Here is a 16,559-nt window from a genome sequence, read left to right as displayed (position 1 = left end):
CCGTCGTACCCGCCCCCTGACCCCCTCGACCGCGAAAGCAGGCATTCGTGCTGACCGTGGACTTCACCCGCTTCCCGCTCGCCGCAGGTGACCGAGTGCTCGACCTGGGCTGCGGCGCCGGACGCCACGCCTTCGAGTGCTACCGGCGCGGCGCCCAGGTCGTGGCCCTCGACCAGAACGGCGAGGAGATCCGCGAGGTCGCGAAGTGGTTCGCCGCGATGAAGGAGGCCGGTGAGGCCCCGGAGGGCGCCACGGCCACCGCGATGGAGGGCGACGCGCTCAACCTGCCGTTCCCCGACGAGTCCTTCGACGTCGTGATCATCTCCGAGGTCATGGAGCACATCCCCGACGACAAGGGCGTCCTCGCCGAGATGGTCCGGGTCCTCAGGCCCGGCGGCCGGATCGCGATCACCGTGCCGCGGTACGGCCCCGAGAAGGTCTGCTGGACGCTCTCCGACGCCTACCACGAGGTCGAGGGCGGCCACATCCGCATCTACAAGGCCGACGAACTGCTCGGCAAGATCCGCGGCGCCGGCCTCAAGCCGTACGGCACCCACCACGCCCACGCCCTGCACTCGCCGTACTGGTGGCTCAAGTGCGCATTCGGAGTGGGCCGCGACGGCAAGGACGCAGCGCTGCCGGTCCGCGCGTACCACAAGCTGCTGGTCTGGGACATCATGAAGAAGCCGATGGCGACCCGGGTCGCCGAGCAGCTGCTCAACCCGGTCGTCGGCAAGAGCTTCGTGGCGTACGCGACCAAGCCGCACCTGCCCGTGGCCGCCGCCGAGGACCTCACCGAGGCCGAGGCGTGACCGTTCCCGAGCAGACCGAGCACCTCGTACTGCCCGGAGTCCTCACCGCCGAGCAGGCCGCCGAGACCGTCGCCGCACTCCTCGCCGTGCAGCGCGAGGACGGCGCCCTGCCCTGGTTCCGCGGCCACCACCTCGACCCCTGGGACCACACCGAGGCCGCCATGGCCCTCGACGCGGCGGGCGAGCACGCCGCCGCGGAGCGCGCGTACGACTGGCTGGCCCGGCATCAGAACGAGGACGGCTCCTGGTACGCCGCGTACCACGACGGGGACCCGGACCGGCCGACCGACCGCTCGCTGGAGACCAACTTCTGCGCGTACGTGGCCGTCGGCGTCTGGCACCACTACCTCGCCACCGGCGACGACGCCTTCGTCGACCGGATGTGGCCGACCGTCTTCGCCGCCGTCGAATTCGTCCTGCGGCTCCAGCAGCCCGGCGGTCAGATCGGCTGGAAGCGCGAAGCCGACGGAACCCCCGTCGACGACGCGCTGCTGACCGGCTGCTCCTCCATCCACCAGGCGCTGCGCTGCGCGCTCGCCATCGCCGAACGGCGCGAAGAGCCGCAGCCCGACTGGGAGTTGGCGACGGGTGCGCTGAGCCATGCGATCCGCAACCACCCGGAACGCTTCCTGGACAAGAGCCGCTACTCGATGGACTGGTACTACCCGGTCCTCGGTGGCGCGCTGACCGGAGCGGCCGCCAAGGAGCGGATGGAGGAGAGCTGGGACCGCTTCGTGGTCCCCGGCCTCGGGGTGCGCTGCGTGCTGCCCAACCCGTGGGTGACCGGCGGCGAGAGCTGCGAACTCGCCCTGGCGCTCTGGGTGATGGGCGAGTCCGACCGGGCGCTGGAGATCCTCCAGTCCATCCAGCATCTGCGCGCCGAGGGCGGCATGTACTGGACGGGGTACGTCTTCGAGGGCGACCGGGCCTTCTGGCCCCAGGAGCTCACCACCTGGACGGCCGGATCGCTGCTGCTCGCCGTGGCCGCGCTCGGCGGCGACGAGGCGACCACGGCGGTCTTCGGCGGCGAACACCTGCCGCGCGGACTGGAGCCGGACTGCTGTAGCTAGTGCCGTGACGGGGCAAAGCCTGCCGGGAGGGGCACCAGGACTGACCGGGGGGCGGGGGAGACCCGGACGGCGTTTCCCGGGTGGCACACCGTTCCGGGCCGGGCGAACCTTACCGAGAGTGGCCGAAGTCGTCACTCACCGTAGAGATCGCCCTGATGCGCCCGGCCAGGGAGGCCCGCTGTGCCCAGTTCCGCCGCGACCGGCTCCGTACCGCTCCGCCGTCTGCTCGTCTCGTTGCTGCTGTCCTGCGCCCTGGTCGTGGGCGCCACCGCGTGCGGCGACGGCGACAGCGCGAGCAGCTCCGTGTCCCCGAGCGGTACGTCATCGGCCGAGGCGCAGAAGTTCGCCAAGACGCGGTTCGTCGCCAACGCGGGGCTCGCGGCCGGTGCGACGTACCAGTGGATCGTGAAGCCGTACCGGGCGGGCAAGTTCAAGAAGGGCGCCGACGGGCGGACGTTCGCTCTGGTCAAGGCCGGGCTCGCGGGCGGCTTCGCCTACAACCGGCTGAAGGCGGCGGTGGTCAACGCCAAGGGGGATCCGCTGCTGTCCAAGGCGGTCGCGCCGCTGACGGCGGGCATCGAATCGCTCAAGGGGCTCGGCGACAAGCTCCGCAAGGGCGAGGCGGGCGCGGGCGACATCGGCGCCTTCGAGAGCGTGATCAACAACATCAAGGCCGCGGGCAGCAGCGCGGGCGCCGAGGTGAAGGACAAGGTGCCCAGCGCCTCGCAACTCGGCGGGTGACTCGGTTGGGTTCGACATGTGATCGAACTAGGGTGCGCGGCATGAGCCGACTTCCGCATGACCTCTACTGTGACGAAATCATCGCCCGCACCGACGCGTTGAGGAACACGATCCGCGGCGCCGACCTCGGCGCGACCGTCCCGACCTGCCCCGACTGGACCCTGCGCGAGCTCGCCGTCCACATCGGCGGAGCCCATCGCTGGGTCGGCGAGATCGTACGCACCCGGGCCACCGAGGAGGTCCCGGACGAGCGGGTACCGGAGTTCACTCCCGGGAGCGACGACCCCGCCGTGCTCGACGCCTGGCTGGCGGAGGGCGCGGCCCGGACCGTCGAGGCGCTGCGGGCCGAGGGCCCGGACGAGAAGGTGTGGTCCTGGGCCTGGGAGCGGAGCACGGGCTTCTGGGCGCGCCGGATGGCGCACGAGACGATCGTCCACCACGCCGACGCGGCGCTCACCGCGCGGACCGGGTACGAGGTGGCGCCGGAGCTGGCCGCCGACACGATCGAGGAGTGGCTGGAGATCGTCGCCTTCGTGCGGGCCGCGGGCGACAAGGAGGCCGCCGGGCTGACCGGGGCCGGGCGCTCCATCCATCTGCACGCCACGGACGTGCCCGGCGCCGAATGGCTGATCGAGTTCGGCGAGGACGGCTTCGCCTGGCGACGCGCCCACGAGAAGGCCACCGTCGCACTGCGCGGCCCGCTCACCGACGTCATGCTGGTCTTCAACCGGCGCCTGGCGGCGGACAGCGACCGGGTCGAGGTGCTCGGTGACGCGGAGCTGCTGGACTTCTGGCTGGAGCGCGCCGCGTTCGGCTGATGCGCCCACCCGGTGGCGCCCGGCCGCGGCCCGCCGCGGCCTCCGTGCCCGTTGTGCGGGCCGGCCCGGGCTGAGCGAAGCTGGATGGGACAGTACGTAGTGTCCGGCGGCCCCGTGGAGGTGCCGATGGAGCCAGTCCGCGCCCTGAAACGGATCGCCTTCCTGCTGGAACGCGGCAGGGCCGACACCTACCGCGTGCGGGCCTTCCGTGCTGCCGCCGACGCGGTGGCCGCGATGGCGGACGGTGAGGCCGGGCGGCGGGCGGCGGCCGGTTCGCTGGAGTCGGTCCAGGGCATCGGGCCGAAGACCGCGCAGGTGATCCGGGAGGCGCTGGCCGGGGAGGTGCCCGGCTATCTGGAACGGCTGGAGGAGGAGGCCGCGGCCCGGCCCGCCGAGGGCGGCGAGGAGCTCCTCGCGCTCCAGCGCGGCGACTGCCATCTGCACTCCGACTGGTCGGACGGCGGCAGCCCGATCGAGGAGATGGGCCGCACCGCGGCGGAGCTCGGCCACGAATGGGCGGCCCTCACCGACCACTCGCCCCGGCTGACCGTCGCGAACGGGCTCTCCCCGGACCGGCTGCGCCGGCAGCTGGCGGAGGTCGCCGAGCTCAACGCCCGGTGGGCGCCGTTCCGGCTGCTCACCGGCATCGAGTGCGACATCCTCCCCGACGGCTCCCTCGACCAGGAGGAGGAGCTGCTGGAACAGCTGGACGTCGTGGTGGTCTCCGCCCATTCCGAGCTGCGGATGGACCCGGCCCCGATGACCAGACGCCTGATCGCGGCCGTCCGCCATCCCCGGGCGAACATCCTCGGGCACTGCACGGGGCGGCTGCTCGCGGACCGGAATCGTCCGGAGTCCCGGTTCGACGCGGACGAGGTCTTCGCCGCGTGCGCGGAGGCCGGTACCGCGGTGGAGATCAACAGCCGGCCGGAACGGCTCGACCCGCCCCGCCGGCTGCTGAGCCGCGCCGTCGCGGCGGGCACCCTCTTCGCCATCGACACCGACGCCCACGCGCCCGGACAGCTGGACTGGCAGATCAACGGCTGCGCCCGCGCCGAGGAGTGCCGGGTCCCGGCGGAACGCGTCGTCACCACGTGGCCGGCCGAGGATCTCCTGGCCTGGTCGCGCGAGGGCACGACCCCGGAGCGGGCCCGCTTCGGGGTGGACGGGGCCGTCGGCGCAGCCCCGGGACAGGAGCGGTGAAGCCATGACGGCGACAAGCGTGCGAGGCATCGACCACATCGGGGTCACGGTCCCCGATCTGGAGACCGCGACCTTCTTCCTCGTGAGGGCCTTCGGCGCCGAGGTGCTCTACGACGCCCTGCGCCGCCAGGACGGGCCGAACGGCGGACGGGACGTCGAGCGGCGGCTCGGCGTTCCGGCGGGCACCCAGCAGCTGGCGATCAGGATGCTGGCGCTCCCCGGCGGCGGTCCGGGCATCGAGCTGTGCGAGTTCGAGGGCCCCCGCCGTGAACCCCCGGCGCTGCCCTGCGACTTCGGCTGGCAGCATGTGGCGCTGTACGCCGACGACCTGGACGCGGCCGTACGGGACTGCGTGGCCGCGGGCGCCTCGCTGCTCGCCGAGCCGCAGCCGTTGCCGGGCCCGGAGGCGGGGGAGCACAACCGGTTCGCGTATCTGCGCACCCCATGGGGCAGCACCCTGCAACTCCTGACCTACCCCGACCCCCAGCCCTGGCAGCGCACCACGCCACGACGGAGCGCCCGCCCCGCGCAGGGCGGCACCGATACCTGGCCGACCGACCCGGCCCGGCCAGGGACCCGGCCAGGCCCTAGTTGAGCTCCGCGAGCACCCGCAGGGTGTGCGGGTCCGGTGCCGTCACCAGCAGATCGGTGACCGGTCCCTTGCGCCACAACTCCAGCCGCTCCGCGATGCGTTCGCGCGGACCGACGAGCGAGATCTCGTCCGCGAACGCGTCCGGCACCGCCAGCACCGCCTCCTCCTTGCGCCCTTCGAGGAACAGCCGCTGGATCCGCCGCGCCTCCTCCTCGAAACCCATCCGCGCCATCAGATCGGCGTGGAAGTTACGGGCCGCGTGGCCCATCCCCCCGATGTAGAAGCCGAGCATCGCCTTCACCGGCAGCAGCCCCTCGGCGACATCGTCACAGACCCGCGCACGGGCCATCGGCGCGATCATGAATCCGCCGGGGAGGCCGGTGAGCGAGGCCTCGTACACATCGGTGCGCATCGGCGACCAGTACAGCGGCAGCCAGCCGTCGGCGATCCGTGTCGTCTGCGCGATGTTCTTCGGCCCCTCCGCCCCGAGCAGCACGGGCAGCCGCGACCGCAGCGGATGGGTGATCGGCTTCAGCGGCTTGCCCAGACCGGTGGCGTCCGGACCGTTGTACGGGTGGGAGTGGAACCGGCCGTCCAGCTCGACAGGCGCCTCGCGGCGGAGCACTTGGCGGATGACGTCGACGTACTCCCGGGTCGCGGTCAGCGGGCTCCGCGGGAACGGCCGCCCGTACCAGCCCTCCACCACCTGCGGCCCGGAGAGCCCGAGGCCGAGCATCATCCGGCCGCCGGAGAGATGGTCGAGGGTGAGGGCGTGCATGGCGGTCGCGGTCGGGGTGCGCGCCGCCATCTGCGCGATGCCGGTGCCCAGCCGGATCCGGGAGGTGTGCGCGGCGATCCAGGTCAGCGGGGTGAACGCGTCCGACCCCCAGGCCTCCGCCGTCCACACCGACGCGTACCCCAGCGCCTCGGCCTCCCCGGCCAGCTCCAGATGGGCGGGATTCGGGCCGCGGCCCCAGTATCCGAGCGCGAGTCCGAGCCGCATCTCCGCCGCCTCCCAGTAGTTCTGACATGGCGTCAGATGAATGAGTACGGACGGAGGGTACGGCAGCGGCCCCCCGCCCGGAAGGGGCGGAGGGCCGCTGTCGTACTGCCGATGTGGGCTCAGCCGCGCTGGATGCCCGTGGTGTCCTGGAGCACACCGCGACGGCCGTCCTGGGTCTGGGCGACCAGGCTTGGACCGCGCTGCTCCACCGCGAGGTACCAGGTGCCGGGCGCCAGTTCGGCGATCGGCGACGGCGAACCGTCCTCCCCGTACAGCGGGCGGGCCACCGGCACCGCGAACCAGAACGGCGTGAAGTCACCGGCCGGCGCACCTGCGGCGGGAGCCTGCTGGGTCTGCGCCTGGGGCTGCGGCTCCGGCTGACCGGGCTGCGGCTGTGCACCGTACGGCTGCTGCTGACCCGGCTGGCCGCCGTACGACGGCTGCTGGGCGCCCGGGTAGCCGTATCCCTGGCCGGGCTGCGGCTGACCGCCGTACGGCGGCTGCACGGCCTGCGGACGCGGGGCGCTCACCAGCGGGGCCTTGAGTGCGGGGACCAGCGGGGTGGCGACCGCGCCGCCCGCGAGCACGATCGAGGCGAGCAGGCCGAGGATCATTCCGGCGCCCGTGTCGTTGGCGTCGATGGTCGTCCAGAAGGCCGCCCACAGTGCGAAGACGCAGAAGGCGGCTCCGAATTGACCGAGGTCGAAACCGACGACCTTGCGGGCCGGCATGGCGCGGCCGACAACGACCAGCGCCGCACCGATGATTCCGGCGAGGAAGATGCTCATCAGAACACCGAGCGCGTCCCAGGCGTTCGGGGCGTCGTAGTTGGAGCAGTTGATGCCCGCGGGGCAGTCGAAGCCGAAGAGGTCGAGGAAAGAGGCGATGAACAGCACGACCGCTGCTCCGATCACCACGCCGTCGCCTCGAGTGAGGGAGCGGATATTCACGTGAAGGTCCTTAGTCGGTCGTCTCGTCGGGGCGGTCGTCGCTGCCGCCTGCACGGGTACGGCGGGCACGGCAAGAAGCTCGGGGGGCGGCCCCCATAGTACGGATGAATCTATCGTCTGCCCGGGCGGGTTGTGTCCCTGCCCGGACAGCGGACGCACATCCCCCCAATTTCGCCTCAGAACTACCTCTTGCTACCCGTTGAGGAAGCTGCTGATGCCATCGGCAATGCCCTGCGCCGCCTTCTGGCGCCAGCCCGCGCTGGTGAGCAGGGCGGCGTCCTTCGGATCACGCATATTGCCGCATTCGATGAACACTTTGGGCACGGTCGACAAATTCAGTCCGCCCAGGTCCTTGCGGATGTCCAATCCGGTATTGCCACCGACGTAATTGGAAGGCGCACTTCCGGTAGCGCGGACGAAAAGCCCCGCGATCCGGGTGCCGAGGTCGCGCGACGGCTCGACGATCTTCGAGGTGTCCGCCGCCCCGCCCCGTACCGGCCCGGGGAGGATCACATGGAAACCGCGGTTGCCGACCGCGGAGCCGTCCGCGTGCACCGAAACCACCGCGTCGGCCCGCGCCTCGTTGCCGATCCGGGCCCGCTCGTCCACGCACGGCCCGAACGGGCGGTCGTTGTCGTACGTCAGCACGACCTTCGCGCCCTGTGCCTGGAGGAGCGTGCGCAGCCGGTGCGACACATCGAGGGTGAACCGGGCCTCGGCGTATCCGGCATTGGTCGAGGTCCCGGTGGTGTCGCACTCCTTGTGCGTGGTGCCGATGTCCACCTGGCGGTTGATCTCGCGGGTGTGCAGGTGGTTGTTCGGGTTGTGCCCGGGGTCGATGACGACGGTCTTCCCGGACAGTGGGCCGGAGTTGCCGCCCGCGGGCTTGGAGCGGGAGGCGGACGGGGTGGGGGAGGCGGACGGCTTCTTCGGCGCCGGAGCGCTCTTCGAAGGCGACGGTGACGTGGCGGCGGCACTGCCGCTCGGGCCGGGCCGGGCCGGTGCGCCGGCACTGTCGTCGCCGGCGCCGCAGCCCGCGGCGGTCAGGCACACGGCGACGAACACGGTGGCGGCGAGCAGGGACCGGCGGCGCCGGGTGGGGGGAACACTCTCGTCGTACGGCACCACGCGATGCTATCCGGGCACCCGGACGGCCCGCCTCAGATCTCCGTCCCCGCCCCCGTCCGCCGCAGCACCCGCAGCGAATCCGTCACCGAGACCTCGGTGAACGCACCGGACTCCAACGCCCGCAGACAGACGCGGTACGGGGCCTGGCCGCCGTGCGCGGGGTCCGGGAACACATCGTGGATCACCAGCAGCCCGCCCTCGGCGACATGCGGCGCCCAGCCCTCGTAGTCACCGTTCGCGTGCTCGTCGGTGTGACCGCCGTCGATGAAGACGAAGCCGAGCTGCCCGCCCCAGACCGCCGCGACCTGCGGCGACCGTCCGACCAGCGCCACGACGTGGTCCTCCAGGCCCGCCGCGTGCAGGGTCCTGCGGAAGGTCGGCAGCGTGTCCATCCGGCCGACCTCCGGGTCCACCACGGTCGGGTCGTGGTACTCCCAGCCCGGCTGCTGCTCCTCGCTGCCCCGGTGGTGGTCGACGGTGAGGGCCGTCACGCCGGCCGCCCGCGCCACGTCGGCGAGCAGGATCGTGGACCGCCCGCAGTAAGTGCCGACCTCCAGGATCGGCAGCCCCAGCGCGGCGGCCTCGGCGGCGGCCGCGTACAGCGCGAGTCCTTCGCCCACCGGCATGAAGCCCTTGGCGGCCTGGAAGGCGGCGAGAATCTCGGGCGACGGCTCGACGGCGGACTCGGCGGGCACGGGTTCCTCCTGGTGGGGACGGTGGTCGGGGGTGCGCGTTTCGACGGCGCCCCATCGTGCCGTACGCCCCCGCCGAAGGTGTCGGCGGGGGCGCGGCGGGTCAGCCTGTCATCGGCGGGGCCGTCTTCTGAGCCCCTGCGGGTTCTCGCAGTCGACGTGCCGGTAGAACGTGACCGGGCTTCCGGGCGTGCGCTCGATCTCACCGCGCCGGCAGCGCTCAAGGGGCTCGATCGGCTTCAGGCACGCGGGACAGGTTTCCCCCGAGGGAGCGAACGTCGTGTACTCCCACCGTCGCGCGTCCGTGCGGGAGGTCTTGCCCGGCTCGGGCACGGGTGGAGGGATCTCGGTCATGTCCCGTTCCCGTTCCCGCTCGTCGCCGACATGGTCAGGTGCTCCGGTGCGGAGCCGACGAGGGCTGTTTCCGTCCGCGCTTGGTGCTCGGCGACCAGCCGGCGCAGCATCCGGGCGAGGTCGCAGAGGTGCTGGTAGGAGCTGAAGACGAGGACGTCGTCCTTCGGCGCGGAGGCGAGCAGGTGGTCAACGTCCCAGCGGGCGGTACGTGTTGCGGTGGTCTGCGGGAGGTCGAGCACCTCTTCGGCGAAGAGGCTGATACGTCCTCGCAGTTCGGCCGTCCACGTGTCGATCTCTCGGCGGGTGGTGGTGCCGAGCCGGAGCCGCAGGGCGTCGTCGGCGGCTTGTGCCGCGGCTTCGACGTCCAGGGGGAGGTCGGCGGTGCGGGGGATGTCGGCTTTCGCGGCCGGTTCCGATGGCCGGGTCGGCGTGGGGTCTGTCATGGGGGACTCCTGGCCCTGGGGTGCAGGCGGAAGGGCTGTGTCTCGGTGTTGGACTGCACACCGTTTTGGCAACCTTGGGTAATCGTGTCAGCGCGGGCGGTAGCGTGGAACTGTCGCAGCGGTTTTCTGCGAGCGGGTTTCCGCGCGAGGATCTGCGTCACGGCAGTGCGCTCATGCCTGCGGATGGAACCTTCTGCTGCGACGCAGAATGTGCCTTGCGGCAGCGGGACATTCTCAGTCACACTGGGTAACAGGCCCTGGGAGGCATGAAGATGATCACGGATGTGGAGTCGGCGACGCCCGCACTCTGCCGTCTTCAGTTAGGTCGCGAACTCCGACAGCTCCGGCAGGCAGCCGGGCTCACTTCGACCCAGGTCGTCCGCACCTTGATCTGTAGCCCGTCGAAGCTGACGCGGCTGGAGACAGGCGAGAACGCGGTGGTGGAGACCGCAGACGTGATGGCGCTCTGCGAGATCTACGGGGCGGCTCCTGAGAAGCGTGCCCTGCTGCTCGGGTACGCCGCTGTCACCAAGACCAAGAAGGACTGGTGGCAGTCGCCCGAGCACAGGCCGGCCATCGCGCCCACGTTCAAGGCGTACTTGGGGCTGGAGGCCACGGCTGCGGCTCTGCACAACTACGAGGGCGAGTTCGTCCCCGGTCTTCTCCAGACCGATGACTACGTGCGCACCATCCACCGGCGCGCACACGAGAGACTTTCCGCCGACGAGATCGATCGACTCGTCGCGGTCCGGATGACGCGACAGGAGGCGCTCCGCCGCGAGCTGGCGCCGCTCAGGTTTGCGGCAGTCATCAACGAGGCGGTTCTCCACCGCCGGGTCGGTGGTCCGGCCGTCATGCGTGCGCAGATAGAGCATCTGGCGGAGGTGGCCGAGCTGCCCTCGGTGCGGGTGCAGATCATCCCCTTCAAGGCGGGCGCACACCCTGGAATGAATGGCGCCTTCACGTTGCTCCGGTTCGACGATGCGCAGTCCATCGCCTACCTGGAGAATCTCGGCGGGGCGTCGGTCACGCGGAGGCGCGCTGATGTGGCCCTGTACGAAGAGGCGTTCAACGACCTCCAGATTCTTGCCGTGGGGCCAGAGGAATCTTTCGGCATGATCAGAGAAGCGATCAAGGAGCATTGATTCACATGACCACTCACGAGCCCGCCGGTGCCCGCTGGTTCAGGTCCAGTTACAGCAACGACCAGGGCGGTCAATGCGTCGAGGGCGCCCGGCTCGACGGGCACCGGATGGCCGTTCGCGACTCCAAGGACCCAGGACAGGGCGCTTGTGTCTTTCCTGCCGTTGCCTGGTCGGCGTTCGTCGATGAGGTCAAGTCCGGCGACACCGTTGCCTGATGTTTCCTGAACGGAGGCCCCTGCCACGTGCGGCAGGGGCCTCCGCGACGATCAGGGTGCCCACATGCAGCGGGTCGGCGACCTGCTCGACGACTGAGGCGCCGGCTTCAGGTCTCTTCGTACGGCCATGACCCGACTGTCAGAGGTGCGCAGTACGGTCGCCCCATGGCAGCCGTGATCGACCTGACGCTTGACTGTGCGGACGCACAACTCCTCGCCGTTTTCTGGAAGACGGCCCTCGGCTACGTCGACGAGCCGCCGCCGGCCCCTTTCAGAACACGCGCGGAGTGGTTCGCGTCCTTCGACCTGCCGGAGGACGACTCCGTGGACGACGGAGCGTGGCTCCGCGATCCCGACGGCGTCGGCCCCCGCCTGTGCATCCTCAAGGTCCCCGAGCCCAAGACGGCGAAGAACCGTCTCCACATCGACGTCCGGGTGCCGGGGCACGGCGGTCCCGACGAGCGATGGGCACGGATCGAGGCCGAGTCCGAACGCCTGGTGCGGGCCGGCGGGACCGTCCTGGAGAAGTTCGACGGGCACCACGTGGTGATGGCGGACCCGGAGGGCAACGAGTTCTGCGTCGGCGCGGCCGCTGCGTGACGGGCCGGTGGCGCCGGGCCCGGCCGCAAGGCCGTACGCCCCCGCCGGGCACAGTGTGTGCTCGGCAGGGGCGTACGAGGGGTGAGCCCGGGTCGGGGCTGGTCGGTGGGGCCGGGACGTCAGCAGCTCTGCCAGAGTCGGGTCATGACACGGACGCCGAAGCGCAGGCCCTCCAGCGGGACGCGCTCGTCCACGCCGTGGAAGAGCCGGCCGTAGTCCAGGTCGTGCGGGAGCTTGAGGCCCTTGAAGCCGAAGCAGCGGATGCCGAGGTGGGTGAAGGCCTTGGCGTCGGTGCCGCCCGGGTTGCAGTACGGGACGGGGTGGCCGTCCGGGTCCTCGGCGCGCACGGCCTCGCACATGGCGTCGACCAGCGGGCCGTCGAAGGTCGTCTCCAGCGCGATGTCGTGGTTGACCCACTCCCGGCTGACCGAGGGGAGCAGCAGCTTGTCGATGGTGTCGATCAGCTCCTGCTCGTGGCCGGGCAGGAAGCGGCCGTCCACCCGGGCGGTCGCCTTTCCGGGGATGACGTTGGTCTGGTAGCCGGCATTGAACATGGTGGGGTTCGCGGAGTTGCGGAGCACCACCTGCATGAAGTCGGAGACCGGGCCCAGCTTCGCGAGGCTGCCCTCGATGTCGTTCTCGTCGAACTCGACACCGTAGAGGCGGGCCGCCTCCTCCAGCAGGGCGCGGACCGGCTCGATCAGCCGGATCGGGAAGGTCTCGCGGCCGATGCGGGTCAACGACTCGGCGAGGTCGGTGACCGCGTTCTCGTCGTTCGGGGACGAGCCGTGGCCGGCCCGGCCGGTCGCGGTGAGCTCCATCCAGGCCATGCCGCGCTGGGCGTTCTCGATCGGGTAGAGGCGGCGGGTGTCGTCGATGGCGAAGGAGAAGCCGCCGCCCTCGCCGATCGCCTCGGTGGCCCCGGCGAACAGCTCCGGGCGGTGCTCGACCAGCCAGTGCGCGCCGAACTTGCCGCCCGCCTCCTCGTCGGCGAGGAAGGCCAGGACCAGATCGCGGGACGGCCTGGTGCCGGTGCGGGCGAAGTGGCGGGCGGTGGCCAGCATGACCGCCACCGTGTCCTTCATGTCGATCGCGCCGCGGCCCCACAGATAGCCGTCGCGGATCTCGCCGGAGAACGGCGGGACCTGCCACTCGGAGGCGTCGGCGGGGACCACGTCCAGATGGCCGTGGACCAGGAGGGCGCCGCGCTCAGGGTCGGCGCCCGCGATCCGGGCGATGACATTGGCGCGGCCCGGTGCGGACTCGACCAGCTCGGACTCGATGCCCACCTCGGCGAGGCGGCCCACCACCCAGTCGGCGCTCGCGCGCTCGTTGCTGGTGGGGTTGGAGGTGTCGAACCTGATCAGCTCGGCGCAGAGTTCGATGACCTCGTCCTGGGCCTCGGCCGAGGCCGGGACGAGCGGGGCGGTGGGGTCGGGGGTGGTCATGCTGCTCCCACAGGGGTTGTCGCGCGGGCGGCGGGGGCGGCGGTGTCGTCCTCGTCGTCCAGGGTGGAGGTGCCGTACGGCTTCACCCAGCCCAGCAGGCCGAGGGCGCTGTACAGGATGAAGGCGGTGGCCAGCGAGTTCAGGGCCGGGATGCCGCCTTCGTAGAACTTGCCGACGCAGAACGCCGCGATCCAGATGGCGATGGACATCGGCACCCAGGTCGGCGAGGTCTTCGGCAGGGTCTCGGACTCGCGGGTCTCGTCCAGCGGCTTGCGCATCTTCTTCACGACCCAGTACTCGGCCACGATGATGCCGCCGATCGGCGGGATCGCGACGCCGAGGATGGAGAGGAACTCGGTGAAGTGGGTCATGATCCCGACCGCGGACAGCACCGTGCCCGCGATGCCGAGGACGATCGTGACCGCGCCGCGGTGGATCCGCTTGCCGAAGACGACCTGGAAGAAGTTGACGACGCCGAGCGAGGAGCCGTACAGGTTCCAGTCGTTGATCTTGGCGGTAGACATCAGGACCACGATGACGCCGAAGGCACCGGAGGTGGAGAGCACGATGTGCGAGACCTCGTTGCTCTTCACCAGGTGGCCGAGGAGCACACCGGTCATGCCGACGATGTACTCGGAGAGGATCATCGACGAGGCGCTCTGCAGGAAGACGTGCGAGCCCTTCCGGTTGTACCGGGTCATCTCCGGGGAAACGATCGCACCGGTCATGTAGCCACCCGCGATGGCGGTGGCGGCGACGGCGAGCGGGATCGTCTGGCCGGGGGGCGGCGAGTGGATCAGCTCGCTGAGCGAGTGGTCCTTCAGCGTCGAGACGATCGACCAGGCGACCATCGCGAAGAACAGCGGCGTCACGATCTTGGCGAAGACGGCCATGTACTTGAAGCCGAAGATCACCAGCGCGGTGATGGCGATACCGGCCAGCACGCACCACATCCAGGACGGGCCGCCGACCAGCGCCGAGACGCTGTTGCCGAAGATCGTGTTCTGGACGCCGAACCAGCCGACCAGGCTGACCGCGATGACGAAGCTGACCAGCGCCGAGCCGTTGCGGCCGAAGCCGACCCAGCGGGTCAGCATCGGCGTCGCCAGGCCCTCGCGCATACCGGCCAGGCCGATCGCGAAGATCACGACCTCCAGGATCACCGCGCCGAGCGTGAAGGCGAGGAAGGCGTCCCCGAAGGTCATGCCGACACCGATGGTGGCGCCGAGGGTGAACTGCGATATCGAGCCGGACTGGGCCAGCCACTGGAGCAGCATCGACCAGAAGCCGAACCGCTTGTCGCGCGGGACGCGGGAGAGCGAGTAGTCGTCGCTGCCGATGCTCTTGGTCTCGTGGGCCTCGGCCTGCGGGGCGGCTGCCATCAGGACTCCTGGGGGGTGCGGCCGGAGGTCTGCAGGTGTGCCAGCGACCCGTAGCGGTTGACGAGGTTGTCGAACTCCACCGCGTCGTGGAAGTCCAGTTGGCCGCCGCCGAAGGCCTTGGCGACCTCCACGGCGTAGCGGGCGGCGGACGCGATGTCCGTCTCGTGGCTCGCGCCCGTACCGCAGCCCGGCACCGCGGCGGCCGAGGTGATGGCCAGACCGACGACCGGGGCGGCCGTCGCGGTGGAGGGCTGCAGGATCGAATTGATGTGGTGTGCCCCATTACCGTACGGGGTGATGTCCTGCGTGGTCACGGGGTACGTGACCAACGGCTCACCGGTCACCACGGCCAGCAGCTCGCCGAGCTGCTCGCTGACCCGGAGCACCCAGCCCTCCTTGACGGTGGGCGAGAGGGCGAGGCCCTTGTGGTTGATGATCCGGTTGCCCTTGGTGGTGTCGATGGAGAGCACGGCCTCCATCTCGCCGGTCACCTCGTGGCGGTTCATGGTGGCGATGTCCACGGGCGAGCCCATGAACGGCACCGGGTCGTGCGGCTCGGTCGGCGCGTTCGGGCAGATGTGGGTGGCGACGATGACATCGCCGGGCAGCACGTCGCCGCGGCGGCGCATGTCGAGCAGCTTGGCGGCGGTGGCGATCGCCGAGACCGCGCCGTCGGCGTCGGAGACCAGACCGGTCACCTCGGGCCGGGCGCCGATGCCGCCGAGCCGGCCCACCACGCCCAGCGTGCGGGCGCTGCCCCCGGACGTACGCCCTCGGGCGCCCGGGATGCGGACCATCACGAAGTCCGTCGAGCCCTGCTCGCCGGCGACCGTGGTGACCTGTGAGGACGAGCCCTCGGCCCCGCTCACCGAGTCGAGGTACTCGACGACCGTCTTGCCATTGACCTGGGGATCGTCCAGAAGATCGACGATGTCCAGCACGTACTTCAACATGGGGGGCCTTTCTCGCTCATCCAGGCACCCGGGCCGGCGCTGGGGCCTGTCCGGCGGATCAGGGCCTCGACGAGGAAGCGCGGGGCGGGGTGCTGAGGCCACATTCGGGATCGGATAGCGTTGAACGCAACTGTTTCCCGTTATTTGCAATTCAGGTCTGAATGGTGAGATGACGATGGCGGAGTTCGATCTGGACCGGCGCACCCCCGCCGGAGCCCTGCAAACCGTCGACCGGGCGCTCCTCGTGCTGCTCGCCTTCGAGCGGACCAGACCCGACTGGGGCGTCACCGAGGTCGCCGAGGAGTTCGGCTGGGACACCTCGGTGGCCCAGCGGCTGCTCGCCACCCTCGCCGGGCGCGGCTTCCTGGTCTCCGACCCGGTCACCCGCCGTTACCGCATCGGCCCGGCCGTGCTGCGCCTGGGCAGGCTCTGGGAGCGCTCCGGATCGCTGGAACTGCTGGCAGGGCCGGTCCTGGAGGAGCTGCGCAGGGTCACCGGCGACACCGTCCTGTTCTGCCTGCCGGACAGCTTCCACATGCGGTGCGTCGCCGCGGAGGAGGGAGAGGCCGGGCCGCTGCGCTACTACCCGCTGGTCGGCGAGCTCTACCCGGCGCACGCCGGGGCGACCAGCAAGTCGTACTACGCGTATCTGCCCGACGAGCAGCGCCACCGGCTCTTCCGGGGCCGCCCGATGGCCCGCTTCACCGACCGGACGGTCACCGACCCGGACCGGCTGGAGGAGGAGTTCCTCAAGATCCGCGCCCAGGGGTACGCCTGGACGGTCGGCGAGTACGACACCGGCATCGCGACCGTCGCCGTACCGGTCTTCCTCGGGCGCGAACCGTACGGCAGCCTCAGCCTCGGCGGCGCCGAGGAGCTTTTCCGGGAGGCGCCGGACGACCGGCTCGACGCGCTGCGCCACGCGGCCCAGCTGCTGGAACGGCGCCTCACCCACCCTCCGCAGCGCCCGAAGCCCCGCACCCGCCGTCCCCGTACCGACCGATGACCCG

19 protein-coding genes are annotated in these 16,559 nt (G+C 70.9%); 10 read left to right on the top strand and 9 right to left on the bottom strand.

Going from position 1 to position 16,559, the window contains the following annotated elements; translation table 11 throughout:
- Nucleotides 1-47 precede the first annotated feature (47 nt).
- The 6 genes from OG978_RS13025 to OG978_RS13000 all read left to right on the top strand — a co-directional run bounded on the left by OG978_RS13025 (nucleotide 48) and on the right by OG978_RS13000 (nucleotide 5,239).
- A complete protein-coding gene (locus OG978_RS13025) occupies nucleotides 48-812 on the top strand; it encodes a class I SAM-dependent methyltransferase (protein ID WP_326765385.1) in 765 nt (254 codons plus the stop codon).
- Nucleotides 809-1,882 (top strand): prenyltransferase/squalene oxidase repeat-containing protein, encoded by a 1,074-nt coding sequence (locus tag OG978_RS13020; protein WP_326765384.1) that lies wholly within the window; start codon nucleotides 809-811, stop codon nucleotides 1,880-1,882. The genes OG978_RS13025 and OG978_RS13020 overlap by 4 nt, the downstream gene beginning before the upstream one ends.
- 180 nt (nucleotides 1,883-2,062) lie before the next feature.
- Nucleotides 2,063-2,623 (top strand): hypothetical protein, encoded by a 561-nt coding sequence (locus tag OG978_RS13015; RefSeq protein ID WP_326765383.1) that lies wholly within the window; start codon nucleotides 2,063-2,065, stop codon nucleotides 2,621-2,623.
- Between the two features lie 41 nt (nucleotides 2,624-2,664).
- Complete coding sequence (locus OG978_RS13010) at nucleotides 2,665-3,441, top strand: maleylpyruvate isomerase family mycothiol-dependent enzyme (protein WP_326765382.1); 777 nt, start codon at nucleotides 2,665-2,667, stop codon at nucleotides 3,439-3,441.
- A 126-nt stretch (nucleotides 3,442-3,567) separates the two neighbouring features.
- Nucleotides 3,568-4,644 (top strand): PHP domain-containing protein, encoded by a 1,077-nt coding sequence (locus OG978_RS13005; protein ID WP_326765381.1) that lies wholly within the window; start codon nucleotides 3,568-3,570, stop codon nucleotides 4,642-4,644.
- Between the two features lie 4 nt (nucleotides 4,645-4,648).
- Nucleotides 4,649-5,239 carry a VOC family protein gene (locus tag OG978_RS13000; RefSeq protein WP_326765380.1) on the top strand — a complete coding sequence of 197 codons (591 nt, stop codon included), beginning with the start codon at nucleotides 4,649-4,651 and terminating at the stop codon, nucleotides 5,237-5,239.
- Here the strand turns inward: OG978_RS13000 and OG978_RS12995 are convergent.
- The 6 genes from OG978_RS12995 to OG978_RS12970 all read right to left on the bottom strand — a co-directional run bounded on the left by OG978_RS12995 (nucleotide 5,232) and on the right by OG978_RS12970 (nucleotide 9,806).
- The gene (locus OG978_RS12995; RefSeq protein ID WP_326765379.1) at nucleotides 5,232-6,239 is read right to left on the bottom strand and encodes an LLM class F420-dependent oxidoreductase; all 1,008 of its coding nucleotides are present in this window, start codon (nucleotides 6,237-6,239) and stop codon (nucleotides 5,232-5,234) included. The genes OG978_RS13000 and OG978_RS12995 overlap by 8 nt on opposite strands.
- Nucleotides 6,240-6,358: 119 nt before the next feature.
- On the bottom strand, nucleotides 6,359-7,189 hold the full coding sequence (locus tag OG978_RS12990) for a DUF5336 domain-containing protein (RefSeq protein WP_326765378.1): 831 nt from the start codon (nucleotides 7,187-7,189) through the stop codon (nucleotides 6,359-6,361).
- 192 nt (nucleotides 7,190-7,381) lie between these two features.
- Nucleotides 7,382-8,314: an N-acetylmuramoyl-L-alanine amidase gene (locus tag OG978_RS12985; protein WP_326765377.1), complete on the bottom strand. Its 933-nt coding sequence runs from the start codon at nucleotides 8,312-8,314 to the stop codon at nucleotides 7,382-7,384.
- 35 nt (nucleotides 8,315-8,349) lie between these two features.
- On the bottom strand, nucleotides 8,350-9,012 hold the full coding sequence (locus OG978_RS12980; RefSeq protein ID WP_442817678.1) for a class I SAM-dependent methyltransferase: 663 nt from the start codon (nucleotides 9,010-9,012) through the stop codon (nucleotides 8,350-8,352).
- Between the two features lie 108 nt (nucleotides 9,013-9,120).
- Entirely contained in the window at nucleotides 9,121-9,363 is a 243-nt protein-coding gene (locus tag OG978_RS12975; RefSeq protein WP_326765376.1) for a hypothetical protein, read from the bottom strand.
- Entirely contained in the window at nucleotides 9,360-9,806 is a 447-nt protein-coding gene (locus tag OG978_RS12970) for a hypothetical protein (RefSeq protein WP_326765375.1), read from the bottom strand. The genes OG978_RS12975 and OG978_RS12970 overlap by 4 nt, the downstream gene beginning before the upstream one ends.
- A 272-nt stretch (nucleotides 9,807-10,078) precedes the next feature.
- Between OG978_RS12970 and OG978_RS12965 the strand changes: the two genes are divergently transcribed.
- The 3 genes from OG978_RS12965 (at nucleotide 10,079) to OG978_RS12955 (ending at nucleotide 11,766) form a co-directional block, all read left to right on the top strand.
- The gene (locus OG978_RS12965) at nucleotides 10,079-10,951 is read left to right on the top strand and encodes a helix-turn-helix domain-containing protein (protein ID WP_326770012.1); all 873 of its coding nucleotides are present in this window, start codon (nucleotides 10,079-10,081) and stop codon (nucleotides 10,949-10,951) included.
- Between the two features lie 5 nt (nucleotides 10,952-10,956).
- Nucleotides 10,957-11,166, top strand: coding sequence for a DUF397 domain-containing protein (locus OG978_RS12960; RefSeq protein WP_326765374.1), 210 nt, complete (start codon nucleotides 10,957-10,959; stop codon nucleotides 11,164-11,166).
- A 165-nt stretch (nucleotides 11,167-11,331) separates the two neighbouring features.
- On the top strand, nucleotides 11,332-11,766 hold the full coding sequence (locus OG978_RS12955; RefSeq protein ID WP_326765373.1) for a VOC family protein: 435 nt from the start codon (nucleotides 11,332-11,334) through the stop codon (nucleotides 11,764-11,766).
- A 119-nt stretch (nucleotides 11,767-11,885) separates the two neighbouring features.
- On the opposite strand, the gene OG978_RS12950 is transcribed toward OG978_RS12955, so the two are convergent.
- From OG978_RS12950 to OG978_RS12940, 3 genes are read right to left on the bottom strand one after another with little or no spacing between them, the layout of a single operon-like run.
- Nucleotides 11,886-13,214 carry a M20/M25/M40 family metallo-hydrolase gene (locus tag OG978_RS12950; protein WP_326765372.1) on the bottom strand — a complete coding sequence of 443 codons (1,329 nt, stop codon included), beginning with the start codon at nucleotides 13,212-13,214 and terminating at the stop codon, nucleotides 11,886-11,888.
- Nucleotides 13,211-14,596: a cytosine permease gene (locus OG978_RS12945; protein WP_326765371.1), complete on the bottom strand. Its 1,386-nt coding sequence runs from the start codon at nucleotides 14,594-14,596 to the stop codon at nucleotides 13,211-13,213. Before OG978_RS12945 ends, OG978_RS12950 begins: the two co-directional genes overlap by 4 nt.
- Nucleotides 14,596-15,549 carry a DUF1177 domain-containing protein gene (locus tag OG978_RS12940; RefSeq protein ID WP_326765370.1) on the bottom strand — a complete coding sequence of 318 codons (954 nt, stop codon included), beginning with the start codon at nucleotides 15,547-15,549 and terminating at the stop codon, nucleotides 14,596-14,598. Before OG978_RS12940 ends, OG978_RS12945 begins: the two co-directional genes overlap by 1 nt.
- A gap of 175 nt (nucleotides 15,550-15,724) precedes the next feature.
- Between OG978_RS12940 and OG978_RS12935 the strand changes: the two genes are divergently transcribed.
- A complete protein-coding gene (locus OG978_RS12935; protein WP_326765369.1) occupies nucleotides 15,725-16,555 on the top strand; it encodes an IclR family transcriptional regulator in 831 nt (276 codons plus the stop codon).
- The last annotated feature ends 4 nt before the right edge of the window (nucleotides 16,556-16,559 follow it).

Source organism: Streptomyces sp. NBC_01591, assembly GCF_035918155.1.
Taxonomy (GTDB): Bacteria; Actinomycetota; Actinomycetes; order Streptomycetales; family Streptomycetaceae; genus Streptomyces.
The sequence above is the reverse complement of the archived record's forward strand: the minus strand, read 5'-3'. Positions and strand labels throughout refer to the sequence as shown.